Raw genomic sequence first — 23,848 nt, forward strand, 5'->3', positions numbered from 1 at the left:
AGGTCTGCCCCCTCCACCCGCCGACTCAGGCCGCGACGTAGACGGTGTTGCTCGACGTGCCCCCGGTGAGGAAGTTGGCGAAGTCCACGACGTGCGCCTCCACCCGGTCGAAGACCTGCCTCAGCAGGGCCATGAAGTCCTCGTCCGGTGGGTCGTCGGACCACATGGCGAAAACGCCGCCGGGACGCAGGTGCGACCTCAGCCGCTGCAGGCCGTCGACGGAGTAGAAGGGGGCGTGGTCCGGATGCAGCAGGTGGCGGGGAGTGTGGTCGATGTCAAGGAGCACCGCGTCGTGCAGCCGACCCGGCTCGTCCGGGTCGAAGCCCTCCTCGGACCCCGCGAGCTCGAAGAAGTTGCCGAGCAGCAGGCGAGTGCGCTCGTCTCGCACGACGGCAGGCGCGTCCGGCAGCAGCTCGCGCTCGTGCCAGTCGATGACCTCGGGCAGGGCGTCGACGACGAGCATCGAGCTCACCCGCGGGTCCTCCAGCGCCGCCTTGGCGGTGCACCCCAGGCCCAGGCCGCCGACGACGACGTCGAGCTGGTCCCCCTTCGCCCTGGCCAGACCGAGGCGGGCCAGCTCGATCTCGGCGACCGTGAAGAGGCTCGACATGAGGAACTCGTCGCCCAGCTTGACCTCGTAGACGTCGACCTTGAGCGTCGGCTCGATCCGCCGGCGCAGGCTGATCTCACCTCTGGGGGTCTCGCTCCAGGCGAGCTCTTCGACGCGGCGCATCAGCCCAGTCTGCCCCCTGACGCCCTTCGAGACAGTCGCTGCGCGACTGCCCACGCGGAACGTGGGACCCACTCAGGGACCGGGAGAACGACGTCTGCTCCGAGGAGGAGTAGCGTCCTGCGGCGTGGACCAGGCCGCGCCGAGCGCGCATCTGCTCAACCGTCTCGTGGCGAACCCGGCCCGCACGGTCATGCTGGGCTTCGCGGCGACGATCGCGCTCGGCACGCTCGTGCTCATGACCCCCTTCGCAGCCGAGAGCCGGGAGTCGACCGATGCGCTGACCGCGCTCTTCACCGCGACCTCGGCCACGTGCGTCACCGGGCTCGTCACGGTCGACACAGGTGGCCACTGGTCGACCTTCGGCGAGCTCGTCATCCTCGCGCTCATCCAGGTCGGCGGCCTCGGCGTCATGTCCGTGGCGACCCTGCTCGTCATGCTCATCGGACGCCGGCTCAGCGCTCCTGCAGGGGTGCTCACCGGCGCGGAGGCCCGCTCGCTCACCCAGCGCACGCCCGGCCAGGTGCTCGTCGGCGTGCTGCGCTTCACCCTCGCCGTCGAGCTCGTGTCCGCCGTTGTGCTCACCGTCCGGCTGCGCATCGCCTACCACGAGGGGTGGGGCGAGGCGATCTACTCGGGCGTCTTCCACTCCGTCTCGGCCTTCAACAACGCCGGGTTCGGGCTGCTGCCGGACAGCGCGGTCCAGTGGGCGCAGGACCCGTGGATGTGCCTGCCGCTCATGATCTCGGTGATGGTCGGCGGACTCGGCTTCCCCGTCTGGTGGGAGCTCTTCAGGCACTGGCGCGAGCCCTATCGCCGGTGGACGATCCACGCGACGATCACCATCTGGGGCTCGGTTGTGCTGTGGGTCGTCGGCACCCTGCTCTTCGCCGTCGTCGAGTGGGACAACGACCGCACCCTCGGACCGATGGGCACCGGCGGCAAGATCCTCGCCGCCGCCTTCCAGTCCGTCGTCGCCCGCACCGCGGGCTTCAACAGTGTCGACATCGGGGCCGTGCGCCAGGAGAGCCTGCTGCTCCTCGACGGCCTGATGTTCATCGGCGGCGGCAGCGCCGGCACAGCCGGAGGCATCAAGGTCGCGACCTTCGCCATCCTCGGCTTCGTCATCTGGGCCGAGCTGCGCGGCGAGCCGACCGTGCGCGTACTCACCCGCCGCCTCTCCCCCGCCAACATGCGTCAGGCGCTCACTGTCGCCCTGCTCGGCACCGGCCTCGTCGCCGCCGCGACCGGCGCGCTGCTCGTGCTCACCCCCCTTCGTCTCGACGTCGTGCTCTTCGAGGTGATCTCGGCCTTCGGCACCGTCGGGATGTCGACCGGCATCACCGCTGACATCCCACCGGCCGGGCAGCTGATCCTCGTGGCGATGATGTTCCTCGGCCGGCTCGGGCCGATCACCCTCGGCGCCGCCCTGGCGCTGCGCAACCGACCTCGGCGCTTCGAGGTCCCGGAGGAGAGGATCCTCGTTGGCTAGGTACGACGTCGCCGTCATCGGGCTCGGCCGGTTTGGCTCGGCCCTCGCCCTGCGTCTCGTCGAGGAGGGGCGGGAGGTCCTCGGGGTCGACGTCGACGAGGCCGCGGTCGACGCCCTCGCCGACCGGATCGACCACCTCGCGATCGCCGAGGCCCGCGACGAGGAGACCCTGAGGCAGCTCGACATCCGCCCCGACACCCTCGTCGTCCTCGGCATGGCCCCCGTCGCCGCCTCGCTCATGACCGCGACGGCGCTCAACGAGCTCGGCGTCCGCGAGATCTGGGCTAAGGCCGGCTCGCGCAGGCACGTCGAGGCACTCACCCGCCTCGGGGTCAGCCGGATCATCCAGCCCGAGCGCGAGGCCGGCCTGGCGATGGCGACGGAGATCCTGCGCCGCTGACGCCCCCACCCCCTTCGCATCACCTCGCGGAAAGGCGACCACGACGCGCATTGCCGTATGGCAATGCGACCACGACGCGCATTGCCGTAGGGCAATGCGCAGGGGGTAGCGGCGAAGGGGTGGGGCCGGGCTAGCCGGCGAACTCCCACCGGATCCCGTGGACCCCGACCGCGGCCTCGGGCTGGGCCAGGTGCACCCGGTCGCCGTACGCGCCACCACGGTCGGGGGTGCTCGCCGGCATCGGCGGGGTCGGGCTGCTCGCGGCGGGCCTGCTCGTCCGGCGTCGTCGGCAGCCTGCGCCGTAGCTCGGATCGCTGCGCATCACGCGCACCCCGGAGGGTCGCCACGAGGGCGTCGACGTCGGCCGGCAGGGCATCGCCGCGCCAGACGACGTGGGCGTCGGCCCGCACGAGCAGCAGCGCGTGGCGGAAGGCCGGGGCGCTCGGCCACGACGCGTCGACGAGCTCGACGGGCAGCGCCGAGTCGAGCAGCGGGCTGACGTCGACCGTCGGGTCCAGGCGCAGCAGCGTGTAGGCCGGGCCGAGCAGGTCGAGGATGCTCGTGCCGTCGACCTCGAGGTGCGGCAGGCGGCACCCCGGCACCGTCGAGGGCGTGTGCGAACCCATGTCGTAGGCCGGCGGCGCCTCACCGTCGGCCACGATGATCGGCGAATCGGCGTAGTAGTAGCCGAAGTTCAGCCCCTCGGGTGACATCTGCGGCAGGTTGATGTCGAAGAGGCGGCGCCCCAGCCGCTGGCGCAGCAGCCGTCCGACGAGACCGCGCGAGGCGATGACCGGTGGCACGGAGCGGCCCGACAGCGCCGCGAGATTTTCCTCGACCTTGCTCATCGCGAAACGCGAGACCTGCTCGGTGATCGGTGCCCGCTCGGCCTCGTAGGCGTCGATGATCGCCGGGTCGCCCCAGCCGTCGAGCACTGCGCACAGCAGCCACGACAGGTGCACGGCGTCGGCGATGCCGGCATTCATCCCGTAGCCCGCGAAGGGCACCCACAGGTGCGCCGCGTCGCCGGCGACGAAGACCCGCCGGTCGCGGAAGCGGTCGGCGACGAGGCGACGCGCCACCCAGTCCTCCTGCCGGACCACGTCGAAGGGGAAGTCCGCCCCGACCCCGAGGACGTCACGGATCGACTGGTCGGGGTCGAGGACGTCGAAGTCGCTCTCCCCGGCGGGCAGGGCCCGGTGCACGAGCCACAGGTCCTCGCCGTCGATGGCGACGACATTGCCCCGCACCTTGTGGTTGACGACCCACGTCATCCACGCCGGCCGCCGGTCGCCGAAGAGGCCCTTCACCGCGGAGGAGCGGATGAGGCTGGTGCGGGTGCGCCCGATCTCGGCATCCCCGACGAGGCGGGCACCGATCGCCTTGCGCACCCGGCTCGACCCGCCGTCGCAGCCGACGAGGTAGTCCGCGCGCAGGTCCAGGTCCTGACCCGCGTCCAGGTCACGACAGGTGACGGTCACGCCCCCTTCGTCCTGGGTGAAGGAGACGAGCTCGGTGCGGGGCATGAAGCGCACCCCCGGCAGCGACAGCAGACGCTCGCGCAGGATCGGCTCGAGCCACAGCTGCGACTCGCGGACCATCGGCTCCGGTGTCGGCCAGGCACTGTCGTGGAAGCCGGGCTGCGAGCGCTCGGCTCGCGACGGCATGGTGATGCGGGTGAGCTCGGGGCCGGACAGGCTCGTCGCGTAGACCGTGTCGGTCGGGTAGTCGTCAGTCAGGCCCGCCGCCCGCACCCGGTCGGCGATGCCGAAGCGGCGGAAGGTCTCCATCGTGCGGGCGGCGATGGTGTTGCACTTCGCGTCGGGCGGGTCGTCGGCGGCCCTCGCCTCGAGGACGATGATCTGCGCGCCGCGCATCGCGGCGTCGATGGCCAGGCAGGTCCCGACCGGGCCGGCACCGGAGACGATGATCTGCGCGTCGCTCATCGCGCGCCTCCACTCAGCTCGGGGACGGCGATCTCCTGCTCGCGGGCGCTGGCGAGCGCCTGGCGGAACTGGCCGAGCTTCGTCAGGACGGTCTCGCCGACCGGGGTGTGACCCCAGATCGAGATGCCCTGGTGCGTCGTCGGCTCCCACGTCGCCTCGACCTCGGGGGTGATGAGGATCGGGTTCCAGCCGACCTCCCACTCGAAGCCCGAGGGGGTCTGGCAGTAGTAGGACAGCTCGCGGTCGTTGGTGTGCTGCCCGACGTCCCACACCATGCGGAAGCCGAGGTCGCTCACCCGCCCGTGGGACGCGAGCAGGTCGTCGAGCGTCGCCACCTGCGTGTTGAGGTGCTGGATGCTCGTGCGGACCGGGTCGAGCGACACGCCACGCATGTTGGCGACGGCGATGGAGTGATGCCGCTCGTTGACCCGCAGGAAGCGGATCTTCAGGGTCAGCCCGCTGATCATCTCGTCGATGTGGTCGGTGAGCCGCGCGTCGAAGACGCCTGCGTAGTACCGCTGCAGGGCCGGCGCGTCCTTCGTCGTGATCGCGAGGTGCCCCATGCCGGAGTCACCGGTGACGAACTGCGTGACCTGCATCTGCAGCGGCGCCGCCGTGCGAAGGGGGGTCGTGAAGATCTCGGTGGGGACCCCCTTCGGGCCGGCGAAGCGCCACAGCCGCTCGACGCCGCGCAGCGCGCACTCCTCGTCGGTGCCCTCCAGCACCGGCAGGCCGGCCGCGGTGACCCGGGCGAGGATCGCGTCGAAGGTCTCGTGGTCGTCGACGAGCCACCCGACCGCGGTGACGTCCTCGGCCGGGCCCCGCCGCAGCAGGAACCGGCACTCGTGGTCGTCGAGACGGAAGCGCATCGTGTCGCGGCTCGGCTCGTCGACGTGCAGCCCGATGGCGTCGGCGCCGAAGCGCCGCCAGTCGGTGAAGCGCTGCGTCTCGACGACGGTGTAGCCAAGGTGGACGCGACCGAAGACGTCGGTGCTCATGCGTGCCTCCGGATGTGCTCGATGGCCAGGGCGTTGAAGCGATCGGCCTGCTCCCACTGCGCCCAGTGACCGGTGCGCGACCACATGACGAGGTCGCAGCGGGGCATCGTGGCGGCGAGACGCGGGCCGCCGCTCGGCCGGTTGACCTTGTCCTCGGTGCCCCAGAGGACGAGGGTCGGCACCTCGCAGCGGGTGAGACGGCGGTCGCGGGAGAGGTCCATCCGCACGAGCGTGCGCAGACCTGCCGGGCCGGGGTCGGGGCGGCGCAGCGGCGGGTCGGCGACGACCTCGGGGTCGAGGCTGGCTGCATGTCGCAGGTCGATGAGCTCGTCCGGGACGCTCGCGCCGTCGAAGACGAGGAAGTCGCGGATGAAGCTCGCGAGCTTGTCTCGGGTCGGGCCCTCGCCGGAGTAGTAGGAGAGCAGCGCGTTGAGTCCCGGCGTCGGCAGAGCGCGGGTCGTGCCGATGCCGCCGGGGCCCATGAGGAGCAAGGAGGCCACCTTGTCGGGACGATCGAGTGCCAGGCGAAGGGCGGCGGCCCCGCCGTAGGAGTTGCCGACGAGGTGGGCGCTGCCCAGGTCGAGGACGTCGACGAGCTGCCGGGTGAAGGCGGCGAGGTCCCCGAAGGGGTCGGCGTGGTCGAGGTGCTTGCTCGAGCCGCCGTAGCCGGGCATGTCCGGGACGAGGACACGCAGGCCTGCGCCGGACAGGGCATCGATGTTGCGCGCGTAGTTGGACTCTCCCGTGGCACCCGGGCCACCGCCGTGGAGCAGGACGACCGGGGTGCCGTCGGCGGGACCGACCTCGGTGAGATGGATGTCGCGGGCACCGACGCGGACGGTGCGGTGACTGCGCTCCGCGGTCGACGGGGTGGGTGCTGCTGCGGTCACAGGGACTCCCTTCGCGTTGTTACATGTTGTAACTTTAGGAGAGGTTACACCGTGTACCCAGCACAGGGGAAGGGCCGTAAGGTGACGGCATGAGCGTCGAGGAGCCGGGCCCCGCGATGACCGCCCGCATGCCCTCCGCGCAGCGGCGCGACCAGCTGCTCGACGTCGCCGAGAACCTCTTCGTCACGCGCGGCTACTCGGCGACCTCGATGGAGGACGTCGCTCGCGGCGCCGGCGTGACCCGACCGGTCCCCTACCGCCACTTCGGGACGAAGGAGGGCGTCTACCTCGCGGTCCTCGAGCGGGCCCGGCGGGAGTACGAGGCGGTCATGGTCGAGGCGATCGACCCCGAGCTGCCGGCGCGCGAGCAGCTCGCGCGGGTCGGCGACGCCTTCTACTCGGTGCTCGAGGACAGCCCCGGCCGGTGGAAGCTGCTCTTCGCGAGCAGCGCCGTGCTGCCGGTGGAGTTCGAGGAAAGGCTTGCGGCACAACGCTTCGAGACGATCGAGATGATCCGGGGCCTGCTGACCCGGCTCGCCCGACCGGACGTCCCGCCGGCCCGGATCACCGCCGCCGCGCACGCGATGTCGGGCGTCGCCGAGCGCCTCGGCCACTGGTGGCTCGCGGACCCGTCACTCACCCGCGACGAGCTGGTCGAGCACTACGCGGACTTCCTCTGGGGCGGCCTGGGCGGCTACGCCCGCGACTGAGTCGCGCCTCCTCGACACTCCGGTGCAGGAATACCTCAAGGGGGTATACAGTTGGCCTCATCGGATACCCCCCATAGGTATAGATCGAGAGGAACTCACGATGAGCGCGACCACCACCGAGTACCAGGTGACCGGCATGACCTGCGGCCACTGCGAGATGTCCGTCCGCGAGGAGGTCAGCGAGATCCCCGGCGCCGAGGTCGTCGAGGTCAGCTCCGCGACCGGCAAGCTCGTGGTCTCCGGCGACGTCGACGACGCGGCTGTCATCGCCGCCGTCACCGAGGCCGGCTACACGGCTACCAAGGCCTGACGATGCGCGCCCCGGCTCGTCTCGGTCTCTTCGGTCTCGTCCTCGCGGTCGTCTTCGCGCTCGCCGCGGTCACGGCCCGCGCGGTCGTGCCCGAGGAGACCGCGCGGGTCTGGGCGCAGGAGAGCACCACCCACGGCGGCGAGCACGCCTCCCCTTCGGACGACGGCACCGGTGACGCCGACGACGAGCACTCCGCCCACGACGGCGCCGCCGCACCCACGGGCCTGTCGCTGGAGCAGGACGGCTACCGCCTCACCGGCGTCTCCGCCCCGACCGAGGTCGACGAGCGCGGCCGCCTCGAGCTGACCGTCACCGGCCCCGACGACGAGCCGGTCACCGACTTCACGGTCGAGCACGAGGAGGAGCTGCACCTGATCGTCGTGCGCAGCGACGGCCAGCACTTCCGCCACGTCCACCCGCAGCGCGCCGCCGACGGCACGTGGTCGCTGCCGTGGACCTGGGAGGCGGCCGGCACCTACCGTCTCTACGCCGACACCACCCCGGCCGATGCCGACGAAGGGGTGACCCTCACCTCCACCGTCGACGTCGCCGGCGATGTCACCCCCACCGCGTCGCAGCCGACCCGCACCGCGAGCGTCGACGGCCTCGATGTCAGTGTCGAGGGCGACCTCGTGCCCGGCAAGGAGTCACGCCTGACCCTGCGGGTCGAGCGCGACGGCGAGCCCGTGACGACGATCGAGCCCTACCTCGGCGCCGCCGGCCACCTCGTCGCCCTGCGCGAGGGCGACCTGGCCTACCTCCACGTCCACCCGGAGGGCGAGGCCCCCACCGCCGCAGAGCCCGGCGGTCCCGAGATCGACTTCCTCACCACGGCCCCGACGCCCGGACGCTACCTGCTCTACCTCGACGTCAAGGTCGACGGGCAGGTGCACACGGCGCCCCTCGTCGTCGACGCCGAAGGCAGCCGCCCCGAGGGCAGCACCGCAACCCCCAGCGCCTCGCACGGAGACACCGACCATGACCACTGAGACCACCCCGGCCAACAGCCCGGTCACCACCTCGACCGTCGAGCTGCAGATCGGCGGCATGACCTGCGCGTCGTGCGCCAACCGGATCGAGCGCAAGCTCAACAAGCTCGACGACGTCACCGCGAGCGTCAACTACGCGACCGAGAAGGCGACCGTCACCGCCCCCTTCGGCACCGACCCGCAGGACCTCATCACGGTCGTCGAGCAGACCGGCTACACCGCGACGCTCCCGGCGGCGGAACCCCCTTCGTCCGTGGAGGAGGCGCCGCAGGACCGTGAGCTGACCGCCCTGCGCCAGCGACTCATCGGCTCGGCCGTGCTCGCCGTGCCGGTCATCGCGATGGCGATGATCCCCGCCCTGCAGTTCGACTACTGGGGCTTCGCCTCGCTCGTGCTCGCGACGCCGGTCGTCTTCTGGGCCGGCTGGCCCTTCCACCGCGCGACGTGGACCAACCTGCGCCACGGCGCCGCGACGATGGACACGCTCATCTCCGTCGGCACGCTGTCGGCCTGGCTGTGGTCGGTCGTCGCGCTCTTCTTCGGCACCGCCGGCGACCGCGGGATGACGCACGCCTTCGAGCTGACGATCTCGCGCACCGACGGCCTCGGCAGCATCTACCTCGAGGTCGCCGCCGGCGTCGTCACCTTCATCCTCATGGGGCGCTACTTCGAGAAGCGGTCCAAGCGCCGCGCCGGCGACGCCCTGCGCGCGCTGCTCGAGCTCGGCGCCAAGGAGGTCGCCGTCCTGCGCGGTGGCACCGAGGTACGGATCCCGGTCGAGGAGCTGTCGGTCGGCGACGAGTTCGTCGTGCGGCCGGGTGAAAAGGTCGCGACCGACGGCGTCATCACCTCGGGCACGAGCGCGATCGACGCCTCGATGCTCACCGGCGAGTCCGTCCCGGTCGAGGTCGGCGAGGGTGATGCCGTGACCGGCGCGACGGTCAACGAGGGTGGCCGGCTCGTCGTGCGCGCCACCCGGGTCGGCTCCGACACCCAGCTGGCGCAGATGGCCCAGCTCGTCGAGGACGCGCAGTCCGGCAAGGCCGAGGTGCAGCGCCTCGCGGACACGGTGTCAGGGGTCTTCGTCCCCGTCGCCATCGCGATCGCCGTCGCGACCCTCGGCGCCTGGCTCGGCGCCGGATTCCCCGTCAGCGCCGCCTTCACCGCGGCCGTCGCGGTCCTCATCATCGCCTGCCCGTGCGCGCTCGGTCTGGCGACGCCCACCGCCCTGCTCGTCGGCACGGGTCGCGGCGCGCAGATGGGCGTGCTCATCAAGGGCCCCGAAGTCCTCGAGTCCACGCGCACGGTCGACACGATCGTCCTCGACAAGACCGGCACGGTCACCTCCGGTGCCATGACCCTCGTCGACGCGACCCCGGCGAAGGGGGTGGACCGCACCGATCTCCTCCGGCTGGCCGGCGCCCTCGAGCACGCCTCGGAGCACCCCATCGCCCAGGCCATCGCGAAGGGAGCCGCCGCCGAGGTCGGCGACCTGCCGGGCGTCGAGGGCTTCGACAACGTGCAGGGCCAGGGCGTCACCGGCGTCGTGGACGGCCACGCCGTCGTCGCCGGCCGCGAGTCGCTGCTCGCCGACTGGTCGATGGCGCTCGACGATGAGCTGGCCGCGGCCAAGGCGGCCGCCGAGGCCGAGGGGCGCACGGCGATCGCCGTCGGCTGGGACGGGCAGGCCCGTGGCGTGCTCGTCGTCTCCGACACGGTCAAGCCGACGAGCGCCGAGGCCATCGCCGGGCTGAAGAAGCTCGGCCTCACCCCTGTCCTGCTCACCGGGGACAACCGCGCGGTCGCCGAGCAGGTCGCCGCCGAGGTCGGCATCGACGAGGTCATCGCCGAGGTCATGCCCGCCGACAAGGTCGACGTCGTCACGCGCCTGCAGGGCGAGGGCAAGGTCGTCGCCATGGTCGGCGACGGGGTCAACGACGCGCCCGCGCTCGCGCAGGCCGACCTCGGGCTGGCGATGGGCACGGGCACCGACGTGGCGATCGAGGCCGCCGACATCACCCTGGTGCGAGGGGACCTGCGGGCCGCGGTCGACGCGATCCGCCTCTCGCGCAAGACCCTCGGCACGATCAAGGCCAACCTCTTCTGGGCCTTCGCCTACAACACCGCGGCGATCCCGCTCGCGGCGCTCGGGCTGCTCAACCCGATGCTCGCCGGTGCCGCGATGGCCCTGTCCAGCGTCTTCGTCGTGAGCAACAGCCTGCGGCTGCGGACCTTCCGCGCGAGCGCCTGAGCCGGGTCCCACTTCGCCCTACGTCCCGGGTAGAGGTATCTGCGTCCGACTATCCGGTCGCGCCCACCTCCACCCAGAGGCCGATCTAGGGTGACGGACATGCCAAGTGCCCGCCCCAGCTTCACCCGTGCCGAGCTGGAGTCCTATCGCGACGCCGAGGTGCCCGACCTGCTGCCGGGCCCCGGCCAGGAGCTGCGGCTGCTCTTCGTCGGGATCAACCCCGGGTTGTGGACCGCGGCGACGCAGACCCACTTCGCGCACCCGGGCAACCGCTTCTACCCGGCGCTGCTGCGGGCGGGCGTCCTCACCCGGGCTGTCGACCCCGCCGCGGGCATGACCGACGAGGACCGCGAGCACCTGCGTGAGCGCGGCGTCGGCATCACCAACCTCGTGCGCCGGGCCACCGCCCGCGCAGACGAGCTCACGGCCGATGAGCTGCGCGAGGGCGGCGAACGCCTGCTGGCCACCATCGCCCGCACCCGGCCAGTAGTCGTCGCCGTCGCCGGGATCACCGCCTACCGCCAGGCCTTCGGGGTGCGCAAGGCGCAGACGGGCGAGCAGCCCGAGCCCGTCGAGGGCGCCCGGCTGTGGGTCGTGCCCAACCCGAGCGGGCTCAACGCCCACGAGACGGTCGAGTCGCTGGCGGTCGCCTACGCCGAGCCCGCCCGCGCCGCCGGCCTCCTCGACTGAGCAGCCCGCGGCCTGTCGCACTGCAGTTCATCCACTCGCGCGCGCCTCTCCCCCGGATCCTCGGGGTCTCCCATCGCCCTGCCTGACGAACTGCAGGACGACACGCGGCCGGTCAGCCCTGGACCATCCCGGCAGGCATGAGCACGGCGACGACCTTCCCCTTCGCCACGAGGGTCTCGCCGGCGTGCACGGTCTCGGCGACGACGACCTTGCGCTCGGTGACCTCCTCGATGACGCCCCGCAGCGTCAGCTCGACCCCCATTGGCGTCGGCGCGAGGTAGTCGACGTGCAGCGAGGCGGTGACGTAGCGCAGCGCGGGCTCGGTGCCCATCTCGCGCCCCTGGGCGCGGTGCCCATCTCGCGCCCCTGGGCGCGGTGCCCGGCGGCGGCCGCGCTGCCCGTGCCGTGGCAGTCGACGAGCGAGGCGATGAGCCCGCCGTAGACGTAGCCGGGCATCGCCGTGTGCTCGGGCCGCGGGGTGAAGCGCGCGACGGTCTCCTCCCCGTCCCAGTGCGACTTCAGCTGGTGACCGGCGGGGTTCTGCGTCCCGCAGCCGTAGCAGTGCGCGACGTCGTCGGGATAGGTGTCCTGGAAGGCAGCGCTCATCCCCCGACGCTAGCCCCACCCCCGCCGCGTCGGTCAGCCGACGGCCACCCGCTCCGACTCCGGCTCGAGCACCGGCTCACGCCGCACGGCGAAGGACAGCACGGAGGCGATGAGGCAGAGCATCGCGCCGCCCCACCACGCCCACGTGTAGGCGCCGAAGGTGTCGCGGATGACCCCGGCACCGAAGGCCGCGAGCGCCGCCCCGATCTGGTGCGCGGCGAAGACCCAGCCGAAGACGATCGTCCCCTGCTCGCCGAAGATCTCCCGGCACAGCGCGGCGGTCGGCGGCACGGTCGCCACCCAGTCCAGGCCGTAGACGATGATGAAGAGCAGCATGCTCGGGTGCACGGCGTCGGACAGGAGCAGCGGCAGCACGAGCAGCCCCACCCCGCGGAAGAAGTAGTAGGCGACGAGCAGCCACCGCGGGTCGAAGACGTCGGTGAGCCAGCCGGACGCGATCGTCCCGACGATGTCGAAGATGCCCACGAGCGCCAGCAGTCCGGCGGCCGTCGTCTGCGACATGCCGTGGTCGTGCGCCGACGGTATGAAGTGGATGCCGATGAGCCCGTTGGTCGTCGCGCCGCAGATCGCGAAGGCGAGCGCGAGCGCCCAGAAGGCCTTGTGCCGCGCCGCGAACCGCAGCCCGTCGATCGCCCGGCCCATGGCCCCGCCGGTCACCTCTACCGGCGGCACCCAGGTCTGCGGATCAGCGCCGAAGGGGAGGACCCCCCGGTCGTGCGGGTGGTCCCGCATGACGAGCCAGGCGATGGGCGCGACCGCGAGCGCGGCGACCGCGATGACGAGGGAGGCGGGGCGCCAGCCCACGCCCTCCGCCAGCGCCGCGACGGGCGGCAGGAAGATCAGCTGCCCCGTGGCGGAGCCGGCCGTGAGGACGCCCATGACCAGCCCCCTTCGCGCCACGAACCAGCGGTTGGCGACGGTCGCGGCGAGCACGAGGGCCATCGATCCGGTGCCGGTCCCGATGAGTACGCCCCAGAAGATGTGCAGCTGCCACGACGCGGTCATCAGCGTGCTGCCGCCGGCGCCGAGCGCGACGAGGGTGAGCGCGCCGGCGATGATCTGCCGCATGCCGAAGCGGTCCATCAGCGCGGCGGCGAAGGGGGCGACGAGCCCGTAGAGCAGGAGGTTGATGCCGACCGAGAGCGACATCGTGCTCATCGACCAGCCGAACTCCTCGTGGAGCGGCACCATGAGCGCACCGGGCGCGGCACGGAAGCCGGCGGCCCCGAGCAGCGCGAGGAAGGCGACGGCCGCAACCCACCACGCGGGGTGGATGCGGGGACGCGTCGAGGCGGCCGTCCGGGTCATCGAGACCTCACTTCGCGCAAGAGAGTTTGATCGAGCAACCTAGCCCACGCCACGGACCCCGGGCAGCGCCGGTCAGGCCGCCCAGAAGTCCACCGACCTCTCGCACCCGTCCCGTGGCACGTCGAGGAAGAGCTGGATCCAAGGACCGTCGAAGGCCATGGGCCCAGCATGCCGCAAGATGGGCCCGTGCCCCTCGTCATCCGCCCCCGCACCGACGCCGACCTCCCCGCTCTCGGCGCCGTCCTCGTCGAGCAGCAGGCGACCTCGGGGTACCCGCACCGCGAGCCGCTGCCGATGTCCCCGGAGGACTTCGTCGCGCGGGAGGGCACGCTCGCGACCTGGACCGCCCTCCTCGACGACGAACCCGTCGGCCACATCGCGGTGCTGCCGGTCCTCGACCCCGCGGTGAGCCGGGAGCCGGACCTCTCCCGCCTGTGGATGGCCGGCCACGGCCTCCCGGCCGAGCGCCTCGCCGAGATCGGCGTGTACTTCACGGCGACGCGCGTGCGCGGCCAGGGCATCGGTGCCGCCCTCATGCGCACCGCCCTCGACCAGGTCGCCGCGCTCGGGCTCGCCCCGTGCCTCGACGTCATCCCCACCGGCTCCGCCGTCGAGCTCTACCGCCGCACCGGCTGGCGCGAGGTGGGCTCGACCCGCCCCGCGTGGCTCGAGGCCGACGCCCCGGACGTCGTCGCGATGGTCCTGCCGACCGGCTCCTGAGCGGGGGCAGACCCCCCTTCGTCGCGGCTGGTGGCTGCATGGCGGGGCATCAGGATCAAACCGCTGGGTGCCCGTGGTGCTCGGCACGTTGGGCGGCTCGGTGATGACGTGGCTCTTCACGGTCGAGCTGTGGCTCGGCATCATGGCCGGGCGGCGTACGCACGACGCCGCGCCGCCCGGCCCAGCACGACGACAGCCGCAGGGAGCAGACTGTCGGCATGAGCGAGCCCCGAGCCGTCCTCGTCACCGGAGCCTCCCGCGGCATCGGTCGCGCCACCGCCTTTGCGCGACAAGGAGATCGGGTCGCCGTGCACGTCCGCTCCGCGGTCGACGAAGGCGGTGCCCCGAGGCGCGACGAAGGAGCCTCGAAGGGGGAGGCGATGCGCGACTCCCTCCCCGGCGAGGGGCACGCCCTCGTCGTCGGCGACCTGGGCGACGCGGACCAGGCCGCGGGCCTGCCGGCCGCAGCCGAGGAGGCCCTCGGCGCGCCGGTCACGGTGCTCGTCAACAATGCCGGCATCGCGACGACACCCGCACTCGCTCACCCACCCGCGACAACGGATCCCCATGCGTGGCAACGCAGCTGGGAGGACTACCTGCGGATCAACACCCTCGGGACGGCGATGGTCACGCACGCGATGACCTGCCGGCTCGTCGAGCTCGGGCTCCCGGGGCGGGTCATCACCATCGGCACCCGCGGAGTCCACCGCGGCGAACCGGAGTACCCGGCCTACGCGGCCTCCAAGGCCGCGCTGCACTCGATGGACACATCGCTCGCGATCGCCCTCGCCCCGCACGGCATCGCGGTCGCGACGGTGGCACCGGGGTTCATCGACACCGAGCGGGTCGCCGATCGACTCGACTCCCCTGCTGGAGAAGCGATCCGGGCGGACTCCCCCCGTCGGCCGGGTGGGGCGACCGGAGGAGGTGGCGTCGGCCGTGCTCTGGCTCGCCTCGCCCGACGCGCAGTGGGCGTCCGGGGCGACGCTCGACCTCAACGGCGCCTCGCACCTGCGGCCATGACGCGCTACGTCGCTCTGCTGCGCGGGATCGCGCCCGCGCTGCCCCACAACTCACATGCCGAGCTGCGGGCGGTCACGAAGGGCTCGGCCTGGAGTGGGTCGGGAGCTGGGCATCGGGGCGGCACGATCATCCGCTCCGTGAAGGAGCTGCGGGGCCTGCTCGAGCGTGACCCCTTCGACGGTCTGACGCACGGGCGCGGGACCTGTCTCGTCGCGACCTTGCTCAAGGACGGCGTCACCCCCGGGGAGGTGCCCGACGTCATGCGCTGGCTCGATCGCACGCACGGCAAGGACATCACCACGAGGACCTGGCTCACCGTGCAGCGGATCGTGCGCGAGCTCGAGTCGCTCTGAGAGCAGGGCGGGTGCGAGGCGCCGACCTGTGCGAGGCTCGAGGCGTGCCCGAGATGCTGACGACCGACCGGCTGACCTTGCGGACCTTCCTCGACGAGGACGCCGACGCGCTCTTCGACCTGCACTCGCGGCCCGAGGTGCAGCGGTGGATCGGCGACGGGCAGCCGATGACCGACGTCGCCGAGGCACGCGCTTCGATCCCCCGCCGCCGCGACGTGCCCTACCCGCCGCCGCAGGGCATCTGGGCGATCGACCTCGCCGACCGCTTCGTCGGGACACTGCTGCTCAAGCCGATCCCGATCAGCGGCTCGCCTCTCGCGGCCGATCCGCGCAACCCGGAGCTGGCGCTCGACAGCCCGGAGGTCGAGATCGGCTGGCACCTGCACCCCGACGTGTGGGGCCGCGGCATCGCGACCGAAGCCGCCACCCGCGTGCTCGACCACGCCGCCGACCTCCCCCGCGTCGTCGCCGTCACCCACCCGGACAACGAGCCCTCGCAGCGGGTCGCCCGGCGCCTGGGCATGCGCGACGAGGGACTGACGGACCGCTACTACGCCACGACGACGCGGCTCTTCGTCCTCGAGCGCTGACCCGGGCACTGCTCGTGCGAGGCTCGACGTCATGACCGGCTTCGACCTGCGCGCGATCGGGGAGGGACTCCCCTTCGCCGAGACGCTCGACGACCTGCGGGCGGCGGTCACGACCCGGGGTGTCGCTGTCGTCCAGGCCCCGCCGGGGTCCGGCAAGACGACACTGGCGCCCCCGGTCGTCGCCGACTGCGTCGACGGAAGGGTCGTCGTCACCGGCCCCCGGCGGGTCACGGTGCGTGCGGCGGCGCGACGGCTGGCCCACCTGACCGGCACGCAGGTCGGTGACCTCGTCGGCCACACCGTCCGCGGCGAGCGCCGCGTCGGGCCGCGCACGCGGGTGGAGTTCGTGACCCCGGGGGTGCTCGTCCGTCGGCTGCTCGCCGACCCCGAGCTCACCGGCACGGCCGCCGTCGTCCTCGACGAGGTCCACGAGCGAGCCCTCGACACCGACCTGCTGCTCGGGATGCTCGCCGAGGTGCGCCAGCTGCGGGAGCTGCCGCTCGTCGCGATGTCGGCCACCCTCGACGCCCCGGGCATCGCCGCGCTGCTCGGCGACGACGCCGGTCCGGCCCCACTCGTCGACAGCGAGGGCGCGCTGCACCCGCTCGAGGTCCTCTGGGAGCCGAGCCCGGGCCCGCGGACCGACGCGCGGGGTGTCACCCGGGACTTCCTCGAGCACGTCGCGCAGGTGACCGCACGGCACCACGACCCCGACCACCACACCCTCGTCTTCGTCCCCGGAGCCCGGGAGGTCGAACGGGTCGTCGAGGTGCTCGGCCGACTCGTCCCCGGCGCCGAGGTCCTCCCGCTCCACGGCCGCCTTGCCCCGCGCGAGCAGGACCGCGCGATCGGCGGCGAGCCCACCACGAGCGGTGGCCGCATCGTCGTCTCCACCGACCTGGCCGAGTCCTCGCTGACCGTCCCCGGCGTGCGGCTGGTCGTCGACGCGGCCCTCTCCCGCGAGCCCCGTCGCGACGCCGCCCGTGACATGTCCGGGCTGGTCACCGTGCAGGCCTGCCGGGCCTCGATGACCCAGCGCGCCGGCCGGGCCGCGCGCCTGGGCCCCGGCCGCGCCGTGCGGCTCGTCGAGGAGTCCGTCTGGTCCCGCGCTCCCGAGCACGTCACCCCGCAGATCACCACGGCCGACCTCACCGAGACCGCCCTGACCCTGGCCGCCTGGGGGTCGCCGCGTGGTGAGGGTCTGCCGCTGCTGACACCGCCCCCTTCGCCCGCCATCGGTGCAGCCGAGGCCACGCTGCACGGCCTCGGGCTCGTCGACGCGGACGGTCGGGTCACCGACGAGGGCCTGGCCGCGGTCCGCATCCCCGCCGACCCCCGGCTCGCCCGCGCCCTGCTCGACGGCGCCGGCCTCGTGGGGGCCACGGCAGCGGCGGAGGTCGTCGCTGCCCTCGCCGACGACCTGCGCAGCGACGACGGCGACCTCGACCGGCTGCTCGCCGACCTGCGCTCCGGGCGCTCCCGCGACGCCGACCGGTGGCGCCGCGAGGCCGACCGCCTCGCCCGTCTCGTCCCCGGCGGGCGCGAGCGCCCCGGTGGCGCAGGGCTGGTGACCGCCCTCGCCCACCCCGGCCGGATCGCCCGGCGCCTCGGCGACGGCCCCACCTATCTCCTCGCGTCCGGCACCCGCGCGGCCCTGCCCGCCGGCAGCCCGGTGCGCCACCACGAGTGGCTCGTCGTCGCCGACGTCGCCCGCGCCGACGGCCGCGTCGCGGCCGGAACCGGTGCCGTGATCCGGCTTGCCGCGGCCCTGACCCGGGACGAGGCGGAGACCGCCGGCGCCGGGCTGCGGGTCCGTGAGGTCCGCGCCGACCTGGGCGAAGGAAGGGTCACTGCCCGCGAGGTCGACGCCCTCGGCGCCATCGAGCTCAGCTCGACCCCGGTCCGGGCCGACCTGGCGACCGGGGCCGACGCGGTACGGCGCGCGCTCGCCGTCCGCGGCCTCGACCTGCTCACCTGGTCGCCCACAGCCGACACCCTGCGTCGACGCCTCGCCGTGCTCCACCACCACCTCGGCGACCCGTGGCCCGACGTGTCCGACCCGGCGCTGGCCGCTCGGCTCGACGAGTGGCTCGGCCCCGAGCTGCAGCGGGTGGCGACGGGCACCCCCTTCGCCCGCCTCGACCTGACGGACCCGCTCCGTCGCCTGCTCCCCTGGCCCGAGGCGACCCGGCTCGACGAGCTCGCCCCCGAGCGCCTGCCGGTCCCGAGCGGGTCGACGGCCGCGATCACCTGGCCGCCGCACGACGAGCCTTCTGCCGCACCGGTGCTCGCGGTCAAGCTGCAGGAGTGCTTCGGCCTCGCCGAGACGCCGCGGCTCCTCGACGGCCGCGTGCCGGTGCTCTTCCACCTGCTCTCCCCCGCCCGTCGCCCGCTCGCCGTGACCGACGACCTCGCGTCCTTCTGGTCCGGGCCCTACGCCCAGGTGCGGGCTGAGATGCGCGGCCGCTATCCCAAGCACCCGTGGCCGGAGGACCCGTGGACCGCCCCGGCGACGGCCCGCACGAAGCGCCGGACCTGAGCCCTGGCGTCAGCGACGGTCGGTGATCCGCAGGTCGTACCCATCAGGGTCGTGCACCCGGACGTCGGTCAGCCCCCACGGGCGGTCCCAGAGACCGTGCACAACCGGTAGCGGATGGGGCCTCCACGCCCCAGCGAACGGCACGACATGCACCAGGACGACCTGTTGTGCTCGCCGCCGGCCCCATCGGCTCACGCCAGCAGGGTCCGGATCACCTGCCGATAGCCGGGCGCCATGACCCGGGCGGCGAGCGCCTCGGCCCACCGCAGTCGCGCCGGCAGCCACGGCAGCTGCACCGTCTGGCGCCAGACGACGCGCGAGCCGTGACGAAGGGGGGCCACCGTCACCTCGATCCGTCCGCCGACGACCCGGCCGACCTTGACCACGGTCGCCGACTCCGGCGGGGCCCACGTCTCGACCCGCATGACGTCGTCGAAGCCGAGCGGGCCCAGCGCGGTCCTGCCGGTGAAACAGACCCCCGTGCCCAACCGCGTCGCCGGCGGATGGGGCGTCACCGTCGTCAGCGGGATGACGTCCGTGTGGCGATCGAGGTCCCACAGCCGCGCCCACGCCTCGGCGGGCGGGTGCGCGGTCTCGACGGATACGACGATCGTCCTCACGCGGTGAGCAGGCCCCGCGCGTAGGCCGCCTGCCCGACGTGCTGGGTGTCGTCGTTGACGACGCTCACCAGCCGCGCCCCGAGCGTGACCGGCGGATCCCACGAGGTGTCGACGACGCGGTCGAGGTCGTCCTCATCCAGCCCGGCGACCCACGTCACCGTCTGGTCGTGCACGGCCTCGACGTAGCGGGCGAGCAGCTCGGCACTGGCGACGACCTTGCCCACCTGCGCACTCGTGTGCCCGTAGCCGGTGTCGTCCTCGTCCAGGTCGAGGTCGAAGAACTCGATGAAACCTCGGGCGGCCCAGACCTGCTGAAGACCGGCGACGTCGGCCACGTGGTCGTCCTGGACGCGATAGGCGTGCCAGACCAGCCACGCGATAGGGTTGGCGTCGGGCGTGACGCGGTGCGTCAGCTGTTCCTCAGTGAGACCGTCGATGGCGGCCAGCGCGCCCTCGCGCACCCGGCCGAAGCAGTCGATGAGCAGTTGTGCAGGAGTCATGCCCCCGACGTTACGCCCCGGTCGCGGCGCTCAGCAGCCGTCGGGGCCGCAGACGTCGCCGGACTGCACCACCTGCACGGCCGGGGTCCGCTCGGCGAGTGCCTTGTCGACGACCTCGCGGAAGAGCTCTGGCGGCTGGGCGCCGGAGACGGCGTACTTCATGTCGACGACGACGAAGGGGACGCCCGTCACCCCGATCTGGCGAGCCATGTCGATGTCGGAGGCGACGGCGGCCTTGTAGCGGCCGTCCGCGAGGGCCGCGCGGACCTCCCCTTCGTCCAGACCGGCGTCGGCACCGACCCGTGCGAGCGCGTCGACGTCACCGATGTCGAGGCCGTGCTCGAAGTGACCGGAGAGCAGTGCCTCCTTGACCTCGTCACCCAGACCGCGCTCCTTGGCCAGGTGGAGCAGCTCGTGGGCGCGGGCGGAGTTGGCGACGACGAGACGGTCGAAGTCGTAGGCCAGGCCCTCGCCTGCGGCCTGCTCGGCGACGTGACCGAACATCTCGCGCACCTGCTCGACCGGCATCCCCTTGCGCGAGGCGAGGTAGTCGGCCTCGGTGCCCTCGTAGTGCTCCGGCAGCGACGGGTCGAGCTGGTAGCTGTGCCAGGTGACCTGGATGTCGTCGCGGTGCGGGTGGTCGGCGAGGGCGGTCTCGAGACGCCGCTTGCCGATGTAGCACCAGGGGCAGGCGATGTCGGACCAGATGTCGATCTGCATGCTGGCCGCAACGTCGGGGCGCCCGCGGATCATCCCGCGTGGACGACGAGGGTCTCGCGGGCCCGCAGCCACGGCAGGATCGCGAGCGCCGACACCAGCCCGCTCAGGGCGAAGGCCCACTGCCAACCCCAGAGGTCGGCGACCGCCCCGATGACGACCGGACCACCGATGCCGCCCGCGTCCTGGCACATCTGGAAGGCCGCGAGCACCTTGCCCCCGGACCGGCCGTTGCCGACGACGTCGGCGACGGTCGCCTGCTGGGCGGGGTTGAGCAGGCCGGCCCCGACGGCGAGCACGGTCGTCAGGACGAGGGTCGGCACGAGGTCACCGGACAGCCCCATCGCCCCCATGCCGACGGCGCTGAGGCCGAGGCCGCCGAGGATCGGGCGCCGTCGGCCAAGGGTGTCGGCGACCCGACCGGAGAACTGCAGCGTCAGCGCGGTGGCCGCGGCCCCGACGGCGAGCGCGACGGCCGCGGCCCACGTCTCGCCGACGACCGCGACGGCGAAGAGCGGCAGGATCGCCACGCGCACACCGAAGTTGGTCCAGCCGTTGGCGAAGGCCGAGACCATCGCCGCCCGGTAGGCGCTGTCCCCGAGGGCCTCGCGGACGGTCATCGGTGGCAGCGCCCCCTGGAGCGGATCGGCGCGAAGGGGGGTCCCCCGCAGCATGATCGCGACGAGGGCCGCGGCGATGAGGAGCGCGACGCCGTAGACGACGAAGGGCACGCGCATGCCGAGCTCGCCGAGCGCGCCGCCGATGACGGGGCCGATGACGCCACCGATGAGGAAGGCGCTGCCGTACATCGACGAGACCCGCCCGCGAATGCTCGGCGGGGCCAGCCGCACGAGCAGCGCCATCGCCGAGACGGTGAACATCGTCGAGCCGATGCCGCCGAGCGAGCGGAAGATGAGCAGCTGCCAGTAGGTCTGGGCGAAGGCCGAGGCTCCCGTCGACAGCGCGACGATGACCAGCCCGACGATGTAGACCGGCCGCTCACCCAGGCGGGCGACGAGCGAGCCGCCCGCGGGGGCGAAGAGGAGCCGGAAGAAGGCGAAGGCCGAGACGATGACCGACGCGGCGGTCACGCCGACGTCGAAGCTCTGGGCGAACTGCGGCAGGACCGGGGTGATCAGGCCGAAGCCGACGGCGATGACGAAGGCCGCAGCGACGAGGACCTTGATCTCGACGGGTACGGCGGGCCGCTCCTGCGCGGGGAGGGCGGGGGTGCTCACCCGCCGTACCGTGCCACCCCGGTCCGGCGACCACCCGCGAGGGCCCGGCTCAGGCCCCACGTCACGAGGTAGGAGGCGACGAGCCCACCGGTCATCAGCACGGCGAACTGGAGGAGGAAGGGGTTGCCGAGGGGATCGGCGAGCCGGGAGGTGATGACCTCGACGAGTCCGTGCGGGTTGGTGACCACGTCCCAGGAGTTGAAGCGCGGGAAGCGCCCGAGGTAGATCCCGACGGACGACAGCGCGAGCGACCCGATCGCGACGACCCAGCCCGTCACCTTGCCGACCCGAGCGGCGACGAGGTGGTGCACGAGCAGCAGCGAGGCCAGGCCCAGGGCGAGCCCGGTCGCGGCGAAGGAGCCGATGAGCAGCGCGTCGAACCACCGTGGCGCCCCCGGGATCGCCCCGAGGTGGATGAAGTCGGTGAGGATGTAGGGCGCATTGGGCAGGAAGAGCAACCACACGACGCCGACGCCTGCGAGCAGCCAGCCGGGAGCCCGGAGCCGGTCGAGCCCAGTCATGACGAGCGCGAGCACGTAGGGGACCCAGGCGAGGAAGAGGTTCCAGAAGAGGAAGGCGAAGACGGGGGCACCGGTGCGGTCGGCGCGCACGTTCTGCAGCCCGGCCGCCGCAGCGGTGCCGGCGAGCAGGAGCAGGGTCAACCCCGTCAGCCAGCGCGCGGGGTGCGAGATGTGTGCCATTCGATGCACCGTAGGCCCGTCACCTTGGAGCACGCTGAAGAGCGCCAGCCCGCCCGCTGAGGAGGGCTGCCACCGCTCCCCCCTTCGTCCGCCCCCGTGTCGGCCACCGGTGGCAGGCTGGTCGCATGGCGGACCTCAGGACCCAGCTCCACGACATGCTCCGCGTGCAGCGGGCGGCACTGCTGCTCAAGCTCGAGGGGCTCGACGATTACGAGGCCCGCCGGCCGCGCACGCCGACGGGCACCAACCTGCTCGGCCTCGTCAAGCACTCCGCGGCGTGCGAGCTGGGCTACTTCGGGGAGACCTTCGCTCGCCCCAGCGAGCTGCAGTTGCCGTGGGAGGTCGAGGGGGTGGGCCCTGAGGACAACGAGGACATGTTCGCCACCGAGGACGAGTCGATGGCCGACGTACTCGCCTGGAGCCGGGCCTGCTTCGACCACGCCGACGCGACGATCGGGGCGCTGCCCCTCGAGGCCGAGGGCCGGGTGCCGTGGTGGCCCGAGGACCGCAACACCGTGACGCTCGGGCAGATCATCGTCCACATGGCCCTCGACGAGGCCAGGCACGCCGGGCACGCCGACATCCTCCGCGAGCAGCTCGACGGCGCGGTGGGCCTGCGCTCCGAGGGCAACAACCTGCCCGAGTGGGACGAGCAGCGCTGGGCCGACTACGTCGCGCGCCTCACCCGCATCGCCGAGGCGCACGCCCCGTGAGACTCGAGGACGCCGTCGACGAGCTCTACGCAGCCGCCCCCGCGGACTTCGTCGCCACCCGCACCCGCCTGGCCCGGGAGGCGAAGGGGGACGACCCCGACCTCGCCGCCGCGATCACCGCCCTGCGCAAGCCGACGCGGACCGCGTGGCTGCTCAACCGCGTCGCCCGCGACGAGCCGCAGGTGGTCGCCGACCTCACCGCCCTCGGCGAGCGGATGCGCGCCGCCCAGGCGAAGGGGGACGGCGCCACCCTCGCGCAGGCCAGGCCGGAGCGCCGGGCCGCGATCGACGCCCTCGTCGCCGCGGCCGGTCGGTGCGCCGAGGCGACGGGCTCCCCCTTCGGTGCTGCCGCCAGGAGTGAGGTCGACGCCACGGCAGTCGCGGTGCTCGCCGACGAGCAGAGCGGCCGCGCCCTCGCCTCCGGCACGCTGCTGCGGGCCCTGACCTACGCGGGCTTCGGCGAGGTGGAGCTCGACGACGCCGTGGCGACCCCCCTTCGGCTGCTGCCGCCGCTGCCCGACGACGCCGGTGACGGGGCGGCCGACCCCGAGGTCGACGCGCAAGAGCGCGCTCGGCAGGCGGCCCTCGACTCCGCCCGCGACGAGCTGCGCGAGGCCGAGCGCGAGCTCTCCGCGGCCCGGCTCGAGGAGTCGCAGGTGCGGGCCGCGCTCGTCGTCGCGCGTGACCGGGTCAACACGGCTGAGGCACGTGTGACTCGTGTGACGCAGGACATCGCCGACCTCGGGACACGCCCGGTGCGGTGAATTTGCGCAGGATCCCTGCAGCCGCGCGG

General features: G+C 73.0%; 25 protein-coding genes and 1 pseudogene. 13 read left to right on the forward strand and 13 right to left on the reverse strand.

Features of this window, described 5'->3' with window-relative positions:
* Nucleotides 1-25: 25 nt before the first annotated feature.
* Nucleotides 26-733, reverse strand: coding sequence for a spermidine synthase (locus tag NYE39_RS09335; protein ID WP_341012487.1), 708 nt, complete (start codon nt 731-733; stop codon nt 26-28).
* Between the two features lie 124 nt (nt 734-857).
* Between NYE39_RS09335 and NYE39_RS09340 the strand changes: the two genes are divergently transcribed.
* Together NYE39_RS09340 and NYE39_RS09345 are read left to right on the forward strand one after the other, a co-directional pair.
* Nucleotides 858-2,222, forward strand: coding sequence for a TrkH family potassium uptake protein (locus NYE39_RS09340; protein ID WP_072625743.1), 1,365 nt, complete (start codon nt 858-860; stop codon nt 2,220-2,222).
* Nucleotides 2,215-2,622 carry a potassium channel family protein gene (locus tag NYE39_RS09345; protein WP_072625744.1) on the forward strand — a complete coding sequence of 136 codons (408 nt, stop codon included), beginning with the start codon at nt 2,215-2,217 and terminating at the stop codon, nt 2,620-2,622. The genes NYE39_RS09340 and NYE39_RS09345 overlap by 8 nt, the downstream gene beginning before the upstream one ends.
* 130 nt (nt 2,623-2,752) lie before the next feature.
* Here the strand turns inward: NYE39_RS09345 and NYE39_RS09350 are convergent, their stop codons facing one another.
* The 4 genes and pseudogenes from NYE39_RS09350 to NYE39_RS09365 all read right to left on the reverse strand — a co-directional run bounded on the left by NYE39_RS09350 (nt 2,753) and on the right by NYE39_RS09365 (nt 6,456).
* Entirely contained in the window at nt 2,753-2,944 is a 192-nt protein-coding gene (locus NYE39_RS09350) for a hypothetical protein (RefSeq protein WP_072625745.1), read from the reverse strand.
* Nucleotides 2,945-3,002: 58 nt separating this feature from the next.
* A pseudogene (locus NYE39_RS17300) lies at nt 3,003-4,568 on the reverse strand (FAD-dependent monooxygenase); the annotation flags it as partial.
* On the reverse strand, nt 4,565-5,566 hold the full coding sequence (locus NYE39_RS09360) for a VOC family protein (RefSeq protein ID WP_192911021.1): 1,002 nt from the start codon (nt 5,564-5,566) through the stop codon (nt 4,565-4,567). The gene NYE39_RS09360 and the pseudogene NYE39_RS17300, both read right to left, overlap by 4 nt.
* The gene (locus tag NYE39_RS09365) at nt 5,563-6,456 is read right to left on the reverse strand and encodes an alpha/beta fold hydrolase (RefSeq protein ID WP_072625747.1); all 894 of its coding nucleotides are present in this window, start codon (nt 6,454-6,456) and stop codon (nt 5,563-5,565) included. Before NYE39_RS09365 ends, NYE39_RS09360 begins: the two co-directional genes overlap by 4 nt.
* Before the next feature lie 89 nt (nt 6,457-6,545).
* On the opposite strand from NYE39_RS09365, the gene NYE39_RS09370 reads away from it, so the two are divergent.
* The 5 genes from NYE39_RS09370 (at nt 6,546) to NYE39_RS09390 (ending at nt 11,406) form a co-directional block, all read left to right on the forward strand.
* Complete coding sequence (locus NYE39_RS09370; protein ID WP_083546213.1) at nt 6,546-7,166, forward strand: TetR/AcrR family transcriptional regulator; 621 nt, start codon at nt 6,546-6,548, stop codon at nt 7,164-7,166.
* A gap of 100 nt (nt 7,167-7,266) precedes the next feature.
* Nucleotides 7,267-7,476, forward strand: coding sequence for a heavy-metal-associated domain-containing protein (locus NYE39_RS09375; RefSeq protein ID WP_072625748.1), 210 nt, complete (start codon nt 7,267-7,269; stop codon nt 7,474-7,476).
* 2 nt (nt 7,477-7,478) lie between these two features.
* Nucleotides 7,479-8,465, forward strand: a complete 987-nt coding sequence (locus tag NYE39_RS09380) for a heavy metal-binding domain-containing protein (protein WP_072625749.1) — start codon at nt 7,479-7,481, stop codon at nt 8,463-8,465.
* On the forward strand, nt 8,455-10,716 hold the full coding sequence (locus NYE39_RS09385) for a heavy metal translocating P-type ATPase (RefSeq protein WP_341012488.1): 2,262 nt from the start codon (nt 8,455-8,457) through the stop codon (nt 10,714-10,716). Before NYE39_RS09380 ends, NYE39_RS09385 begins: the two co-directional genes overlap by 11 nt.
* 99 nt (nt 10,717-10,815) lie before the next feature.
* Nucleotides 10,816-11,406: a mismatch-specific DNA-glycosylase gene (locus NYE39_RS09390; RefSeq protein ID WP_341012489.1), complete on the forward strand. Its 591-nt coding sequence runs from the start codon at nt 10,816-10,818 to the stop codon at nt 11,404-11,406.
* A gap of 112 nt (nt 11,407-11,518) precedes the next feature.
* Here NYE39_RS09390 and NYE39_RS09395 read toward each other — a convergent pair whose 3' ends face one another.
* From NYE39_RS09395 to NYE39_RS09405, 3 genes are read right to left on the reverse strand one after another with little or no spacing between them, the layout of a single operon-like run.
* Nucleotides 11,519-11,668 (reverse strand): hypothetical protein, encoded by a 150-nt coding sequence (locus NYE39_RS09395; RefSeq protein ID WP_341012491.1) that lies wholly within the window; start codon nt 11,666-11,668, stop codon nt 11,519-11,521.
* Nucleotides 11,653-12,012 (reverse strand): hypothetical protein, encoded by a 360-nt coding sequence (locus NYE39_RS09400; RefSeq protein WP_341012492.1) that lies wholly within the window; start codon nt 12,010-12,012, stop codon nt 11,653-11,655. The genes NYE39_RS09395 and NYE39_RS09400 overlap by 16 nt, the downstream gene beginning before the upstream one ends.
* A gap of 33 nt (nt 12,013-12,045) precedes the next feature.
* Nucleotides 12,046-13,341 (reverse strand): MFS transporter, encoded by a 1,296-nt coding sequence (locus NYE39_RS09405; protein ID WP_341012493.1) that lies wholly within the window; start codon nt 13,339-13,341, stop codon nt 12,046-12,048.
* A 186-nt stretch (nt 13,342-13,527) separates the two neighbouring features.
* Here NYE39_RS09405 and NYE39_RS09410 point away from each other — a divergent pair, with 186 nt between their 5' ends.
* The 4 genes from NYE39_RS09410 (at nt 13,528) to hrpB (ending at nt 18,566) form a co-directional block, all read left to right on the forward strand.
* The gene (locus NYE39_RS09410) at nt 13,528-14,061 is read left to right on the forward strand and encodes a GNAT family N-acetyltransferase (RefSeq protein ID WP_192911027.1); all 534 of its coding nucleotides are present in this window, start codon (nt 13,528-13,530) and stop codon (nt 14,059-14,061) included.
* A 218-nt stretch (nt 14,062-14,279) separates the two neighbouring features.
* The gene (locus NYE39_RS09415; protein ID WP_264158405.1) at nt 14,280-15,437 is read left to right on the forward strand and encodes an SDR family oxidoreductase; all 1,158 of its coding nucleotides are present in this window, start codon (nt 14,280-14,282) and stop codon (nt 15,435-15,437) included.
* A 53-nt stretch (nt 15,438-15,490) separates the two neighbouring features.
* Nucleotides 15,491-16,027: a GNAT family N-acetyltransferase gene (locus NYE39_RS09420; RefSeq protein ID WP_192912331.1), complete on the forward strand. Its 537-nt coding sequence runs from the start codon at nt 15,491-15,493 to the stop codon at nt 16,025-16,027.
* A gap of 31 nt (nt 16,028-16,058) precedes the next feature.
* On the forward strand, nt 16,059-18,566 hold the full coding sequence (gene hrpB / locus NYE39_RS09425) for an ATP-dependent helicase HrpB (protein WP_192911029.1): 2,508 nt from the start codon (nt 16,059-16,061) through the stop codon (nt 18,564-18,566).
* A 191-nt stretch (nt 18,567-18,757) separates the two neighbouring features.
* On the opposite strand, the gene NYE39_RS09430 is transcribed toward hrpB, so the two are convergent.
* The 5 genes from NYE39_RS09430 to NYE39_RS09450 are packed head-to-tail and all read right to left on the reverse strand — an operon-like array spanning nt 18,758 to nt 22,342.
* A complete protein-coding gene (locus NYE39_RS09430) occupies nt 18,758-19,186 on the reverse strand; it encodes a hypothetical protein (RefSeq protein ID WP_072625759.1) in 429 nt (142 codons plus the stop codon).
* On the reverse strand, nt 19,183-19,686 hold the full coding sequence (locus tag NYE39_RS09435) for a mycothiol transferase (RefSeq protein WP_341012495.1): 504 nt from the start codon (nt 19,684-19,686) through the stop codon (nt 19,183-19,185). Before NYE39_RS09435 ends, NYE39_RS09430 begins: the two co-directional genes overlap by 4 nt.
* A gap of 30 nt (nt 19,687-19,716) precedes the next feature.
* Nucleotides 19,717-20,406 (reverse strand): DsbA family oxidoreductase, encoded by a 690-nt coding sequence (locus NYE39_RS09440; RefSeq protein ID WP_236953387.1) that lies wholly within the window; start codon nt 20,404-20,406, stop codon nt 19,717-19,719.
* A 29-nt stretch (nt 20,407-20,435) separates the two neighbouring features.
* Entirely contained in the window at nt 20,436-21,641 is a 1,206-nt protein-coding gene (locus tag NYE39_RS09445; protein ID WP_341012497.1) for an MFS transporter, read from the reverse strand.
* Nucleotides 21,638-22,342, reverse strand: a complete 705-nt coding sequence (locus NYE39_RS09450; protein ID WP_341012498.1) for a DUF1361 domain-containing protein — start codon at nt 22,340-22,342, stop codon at nt 21,638-21,640. Before NYE39_RS09450 ends, NYE39_RS09445 begins: the two co-directional genes overlap by 4 nt.
* Before the next feature lie 125 nt (nt 22,343-22,467).
* Here NYE39_RS09450 and NYE39_RS09455 point away from each other — a divergent pair, with 125 nt between their 5' ends.
* Together NYE39_RS09455 and NYE39_RS09460 are read left to right on the forward strand one after the other, a co-directional pair.
* Nucleotides 22,468-23,055 (forward strand): DinB family protein, encoded by a 588-nt coding sequence (locus NYE39_RS09455; protein WP_341012499.1) that lies wholly within the window; start codon nt 22,468-22,470, stop codon nt 23,053-23,055.
* Entirely contained in the window at nt 23,052-23,819 is a 768-nt protein-coding gene (locus tag NYE39_RS09460) for a hypothetical protein (protein ID WP_341012500.1), read from the forward strand. Before NYE39_RS09455 ends, NYE39_RS09460 begins: the two co-directional genes overlap by 4 nt.
* Nucleotides 23,820-23,848 lie beyond the last annotated feature (29 nt).

This window comes from Janibacter sp. FSL W8-0316, assembly GCF_038004165.1.
Taxonomy (GTDB): Bacteria; Actinomycetota; Actinomycetes; order Actinomycetales; family Dermatophilaceae; genus Janibacter; species Janibacter indicus.

Bases quoted from the DNA above. Each gene is read 5' to 3' on its own strand.
- NYE39_RS09405 (WP_341012493.1), bottom strand. From the start codon at position 13,341: ATGACCCGGACGGCCGCCTCGACGCGTCCCCGCATCCACCCCGCGTGG.
- NYE39_RS09440 (WP_236953387.1), bottom strand. From the start codon at position 20,406: ATGCAGATCGACATCTGGTCCGACATCGCCTGCCCCTGGTGCTACATC.
- NYE39_RS09450 (WP_341012498.1), bottom strand. From the start codon at position 22,342: ATGGCACACATCTCGCACCCCGCGCGCTGGCTGACGGGGTTGACCCTG.
- NYE39_RS09370 (WP_083546213.1), top strand. From the start codon at position 6,546: ATGAGCGTCGAGGAGCCGGGCCCCGCGATGACCGCCCGCATGCCCTCC.
- NYE39_RS09455 (WP_341012499.1), top strand. From the start codon at position 22,468: ATGGCGGACCTCAGGACCCAGCTCCACGACATGCTCCGCGTGCAGCGG.
- hrpB (WP_192911029.1), top strand. From the start codon at position 16,059: ATGACCGGCTTCGACCTGCGCGCGATCGGGGAGGGACTCCCCTTCGCC.
- NYE39_RS09395 (WP_341012491.1), bottom strand. From the start codon at position 11,668: ATGGGGGTCGAGCTGACGCTGCGGGGCGTCATCGAGGAGGTCACCGAG.
- NYE39_RS09385 (WP_341012488.1), top strand. From the start codon at position 8,455: ATGACCACTGAGACCACCCCGGCCAACAGCCCGGTCACCACCTCGACC.
- NYE39_RS09350 (WP_072625745.1), bottom strand. From the start codon at position 2,944: ATGCGCAGCGATCCGAGCTACGGCGCAGGCTGCCGACGACGCCGGACG.
- NYE39_RS09390 (WP_341012489.1), top strand. From the start codon at position 10,816: ATGCCAAGTGCCCGCCCCAGCTTCACCCGTGCCGAGCTGGAGTCCTAT.
- NYE39_RS09435 (WP_341012495.1), bottom strand. From the start codon at position 19,686: ATGACTCCTGCACAACTGCTCATCGACTGCTTCGGCCGGGTGCGCGAG.
- NYE39_RS09360 (WP_192911021.1), bottom strand. From the start codon at position 5,566: ATGAGCACCGACGTCTTCGGTCGCGTCCACCTTGGCTACACCGTCGTC.
- NYE39_RS09375 (WP_072625748.1), top strand. From the start codon at position 7,267: ATGAGCGCGACCACCACCGAGTACCAGGTGACCGGCATGACCTGCGGC.
- NYE39_RS09415 (WP_264158405.1), top strand. From the start codon at position 14,280: ATGAGCGAGCCCCGAGCCGTCCTCGTCACCGGAGCCTCCCGCGGCATC.
- NYE39_RS09400 (WP_341012492.1), bottom strand. From the start codon at position 12,012: ATGAGCGCTGCCTTCCAGGACACCTATCCCGACGACGTCGCGCACTGC.
- NYE39_RS09420 (WP_192912331.1), top strand. From the start codon at position 15,491: ATGCTGACGACCGACCGGCTGACCTTGCGGACCTTCCTCGACGAGGAC.
- NYE39_RS09380 (WP_072625749.1), top strand. From the start codon at position 7,479: ATGCGCGCCCCGGCTCGTCTCGGTCTCTTCGGTCTCGTCCTCGCGGTC.
- NYE39_RS09335 (WP_341012487.1), bottom strand. From the start codon at position 733: ATGCGCCGCGTCGAAGAGCTCGCCTGGAGCGAGACCCCCAGAGGTGAG.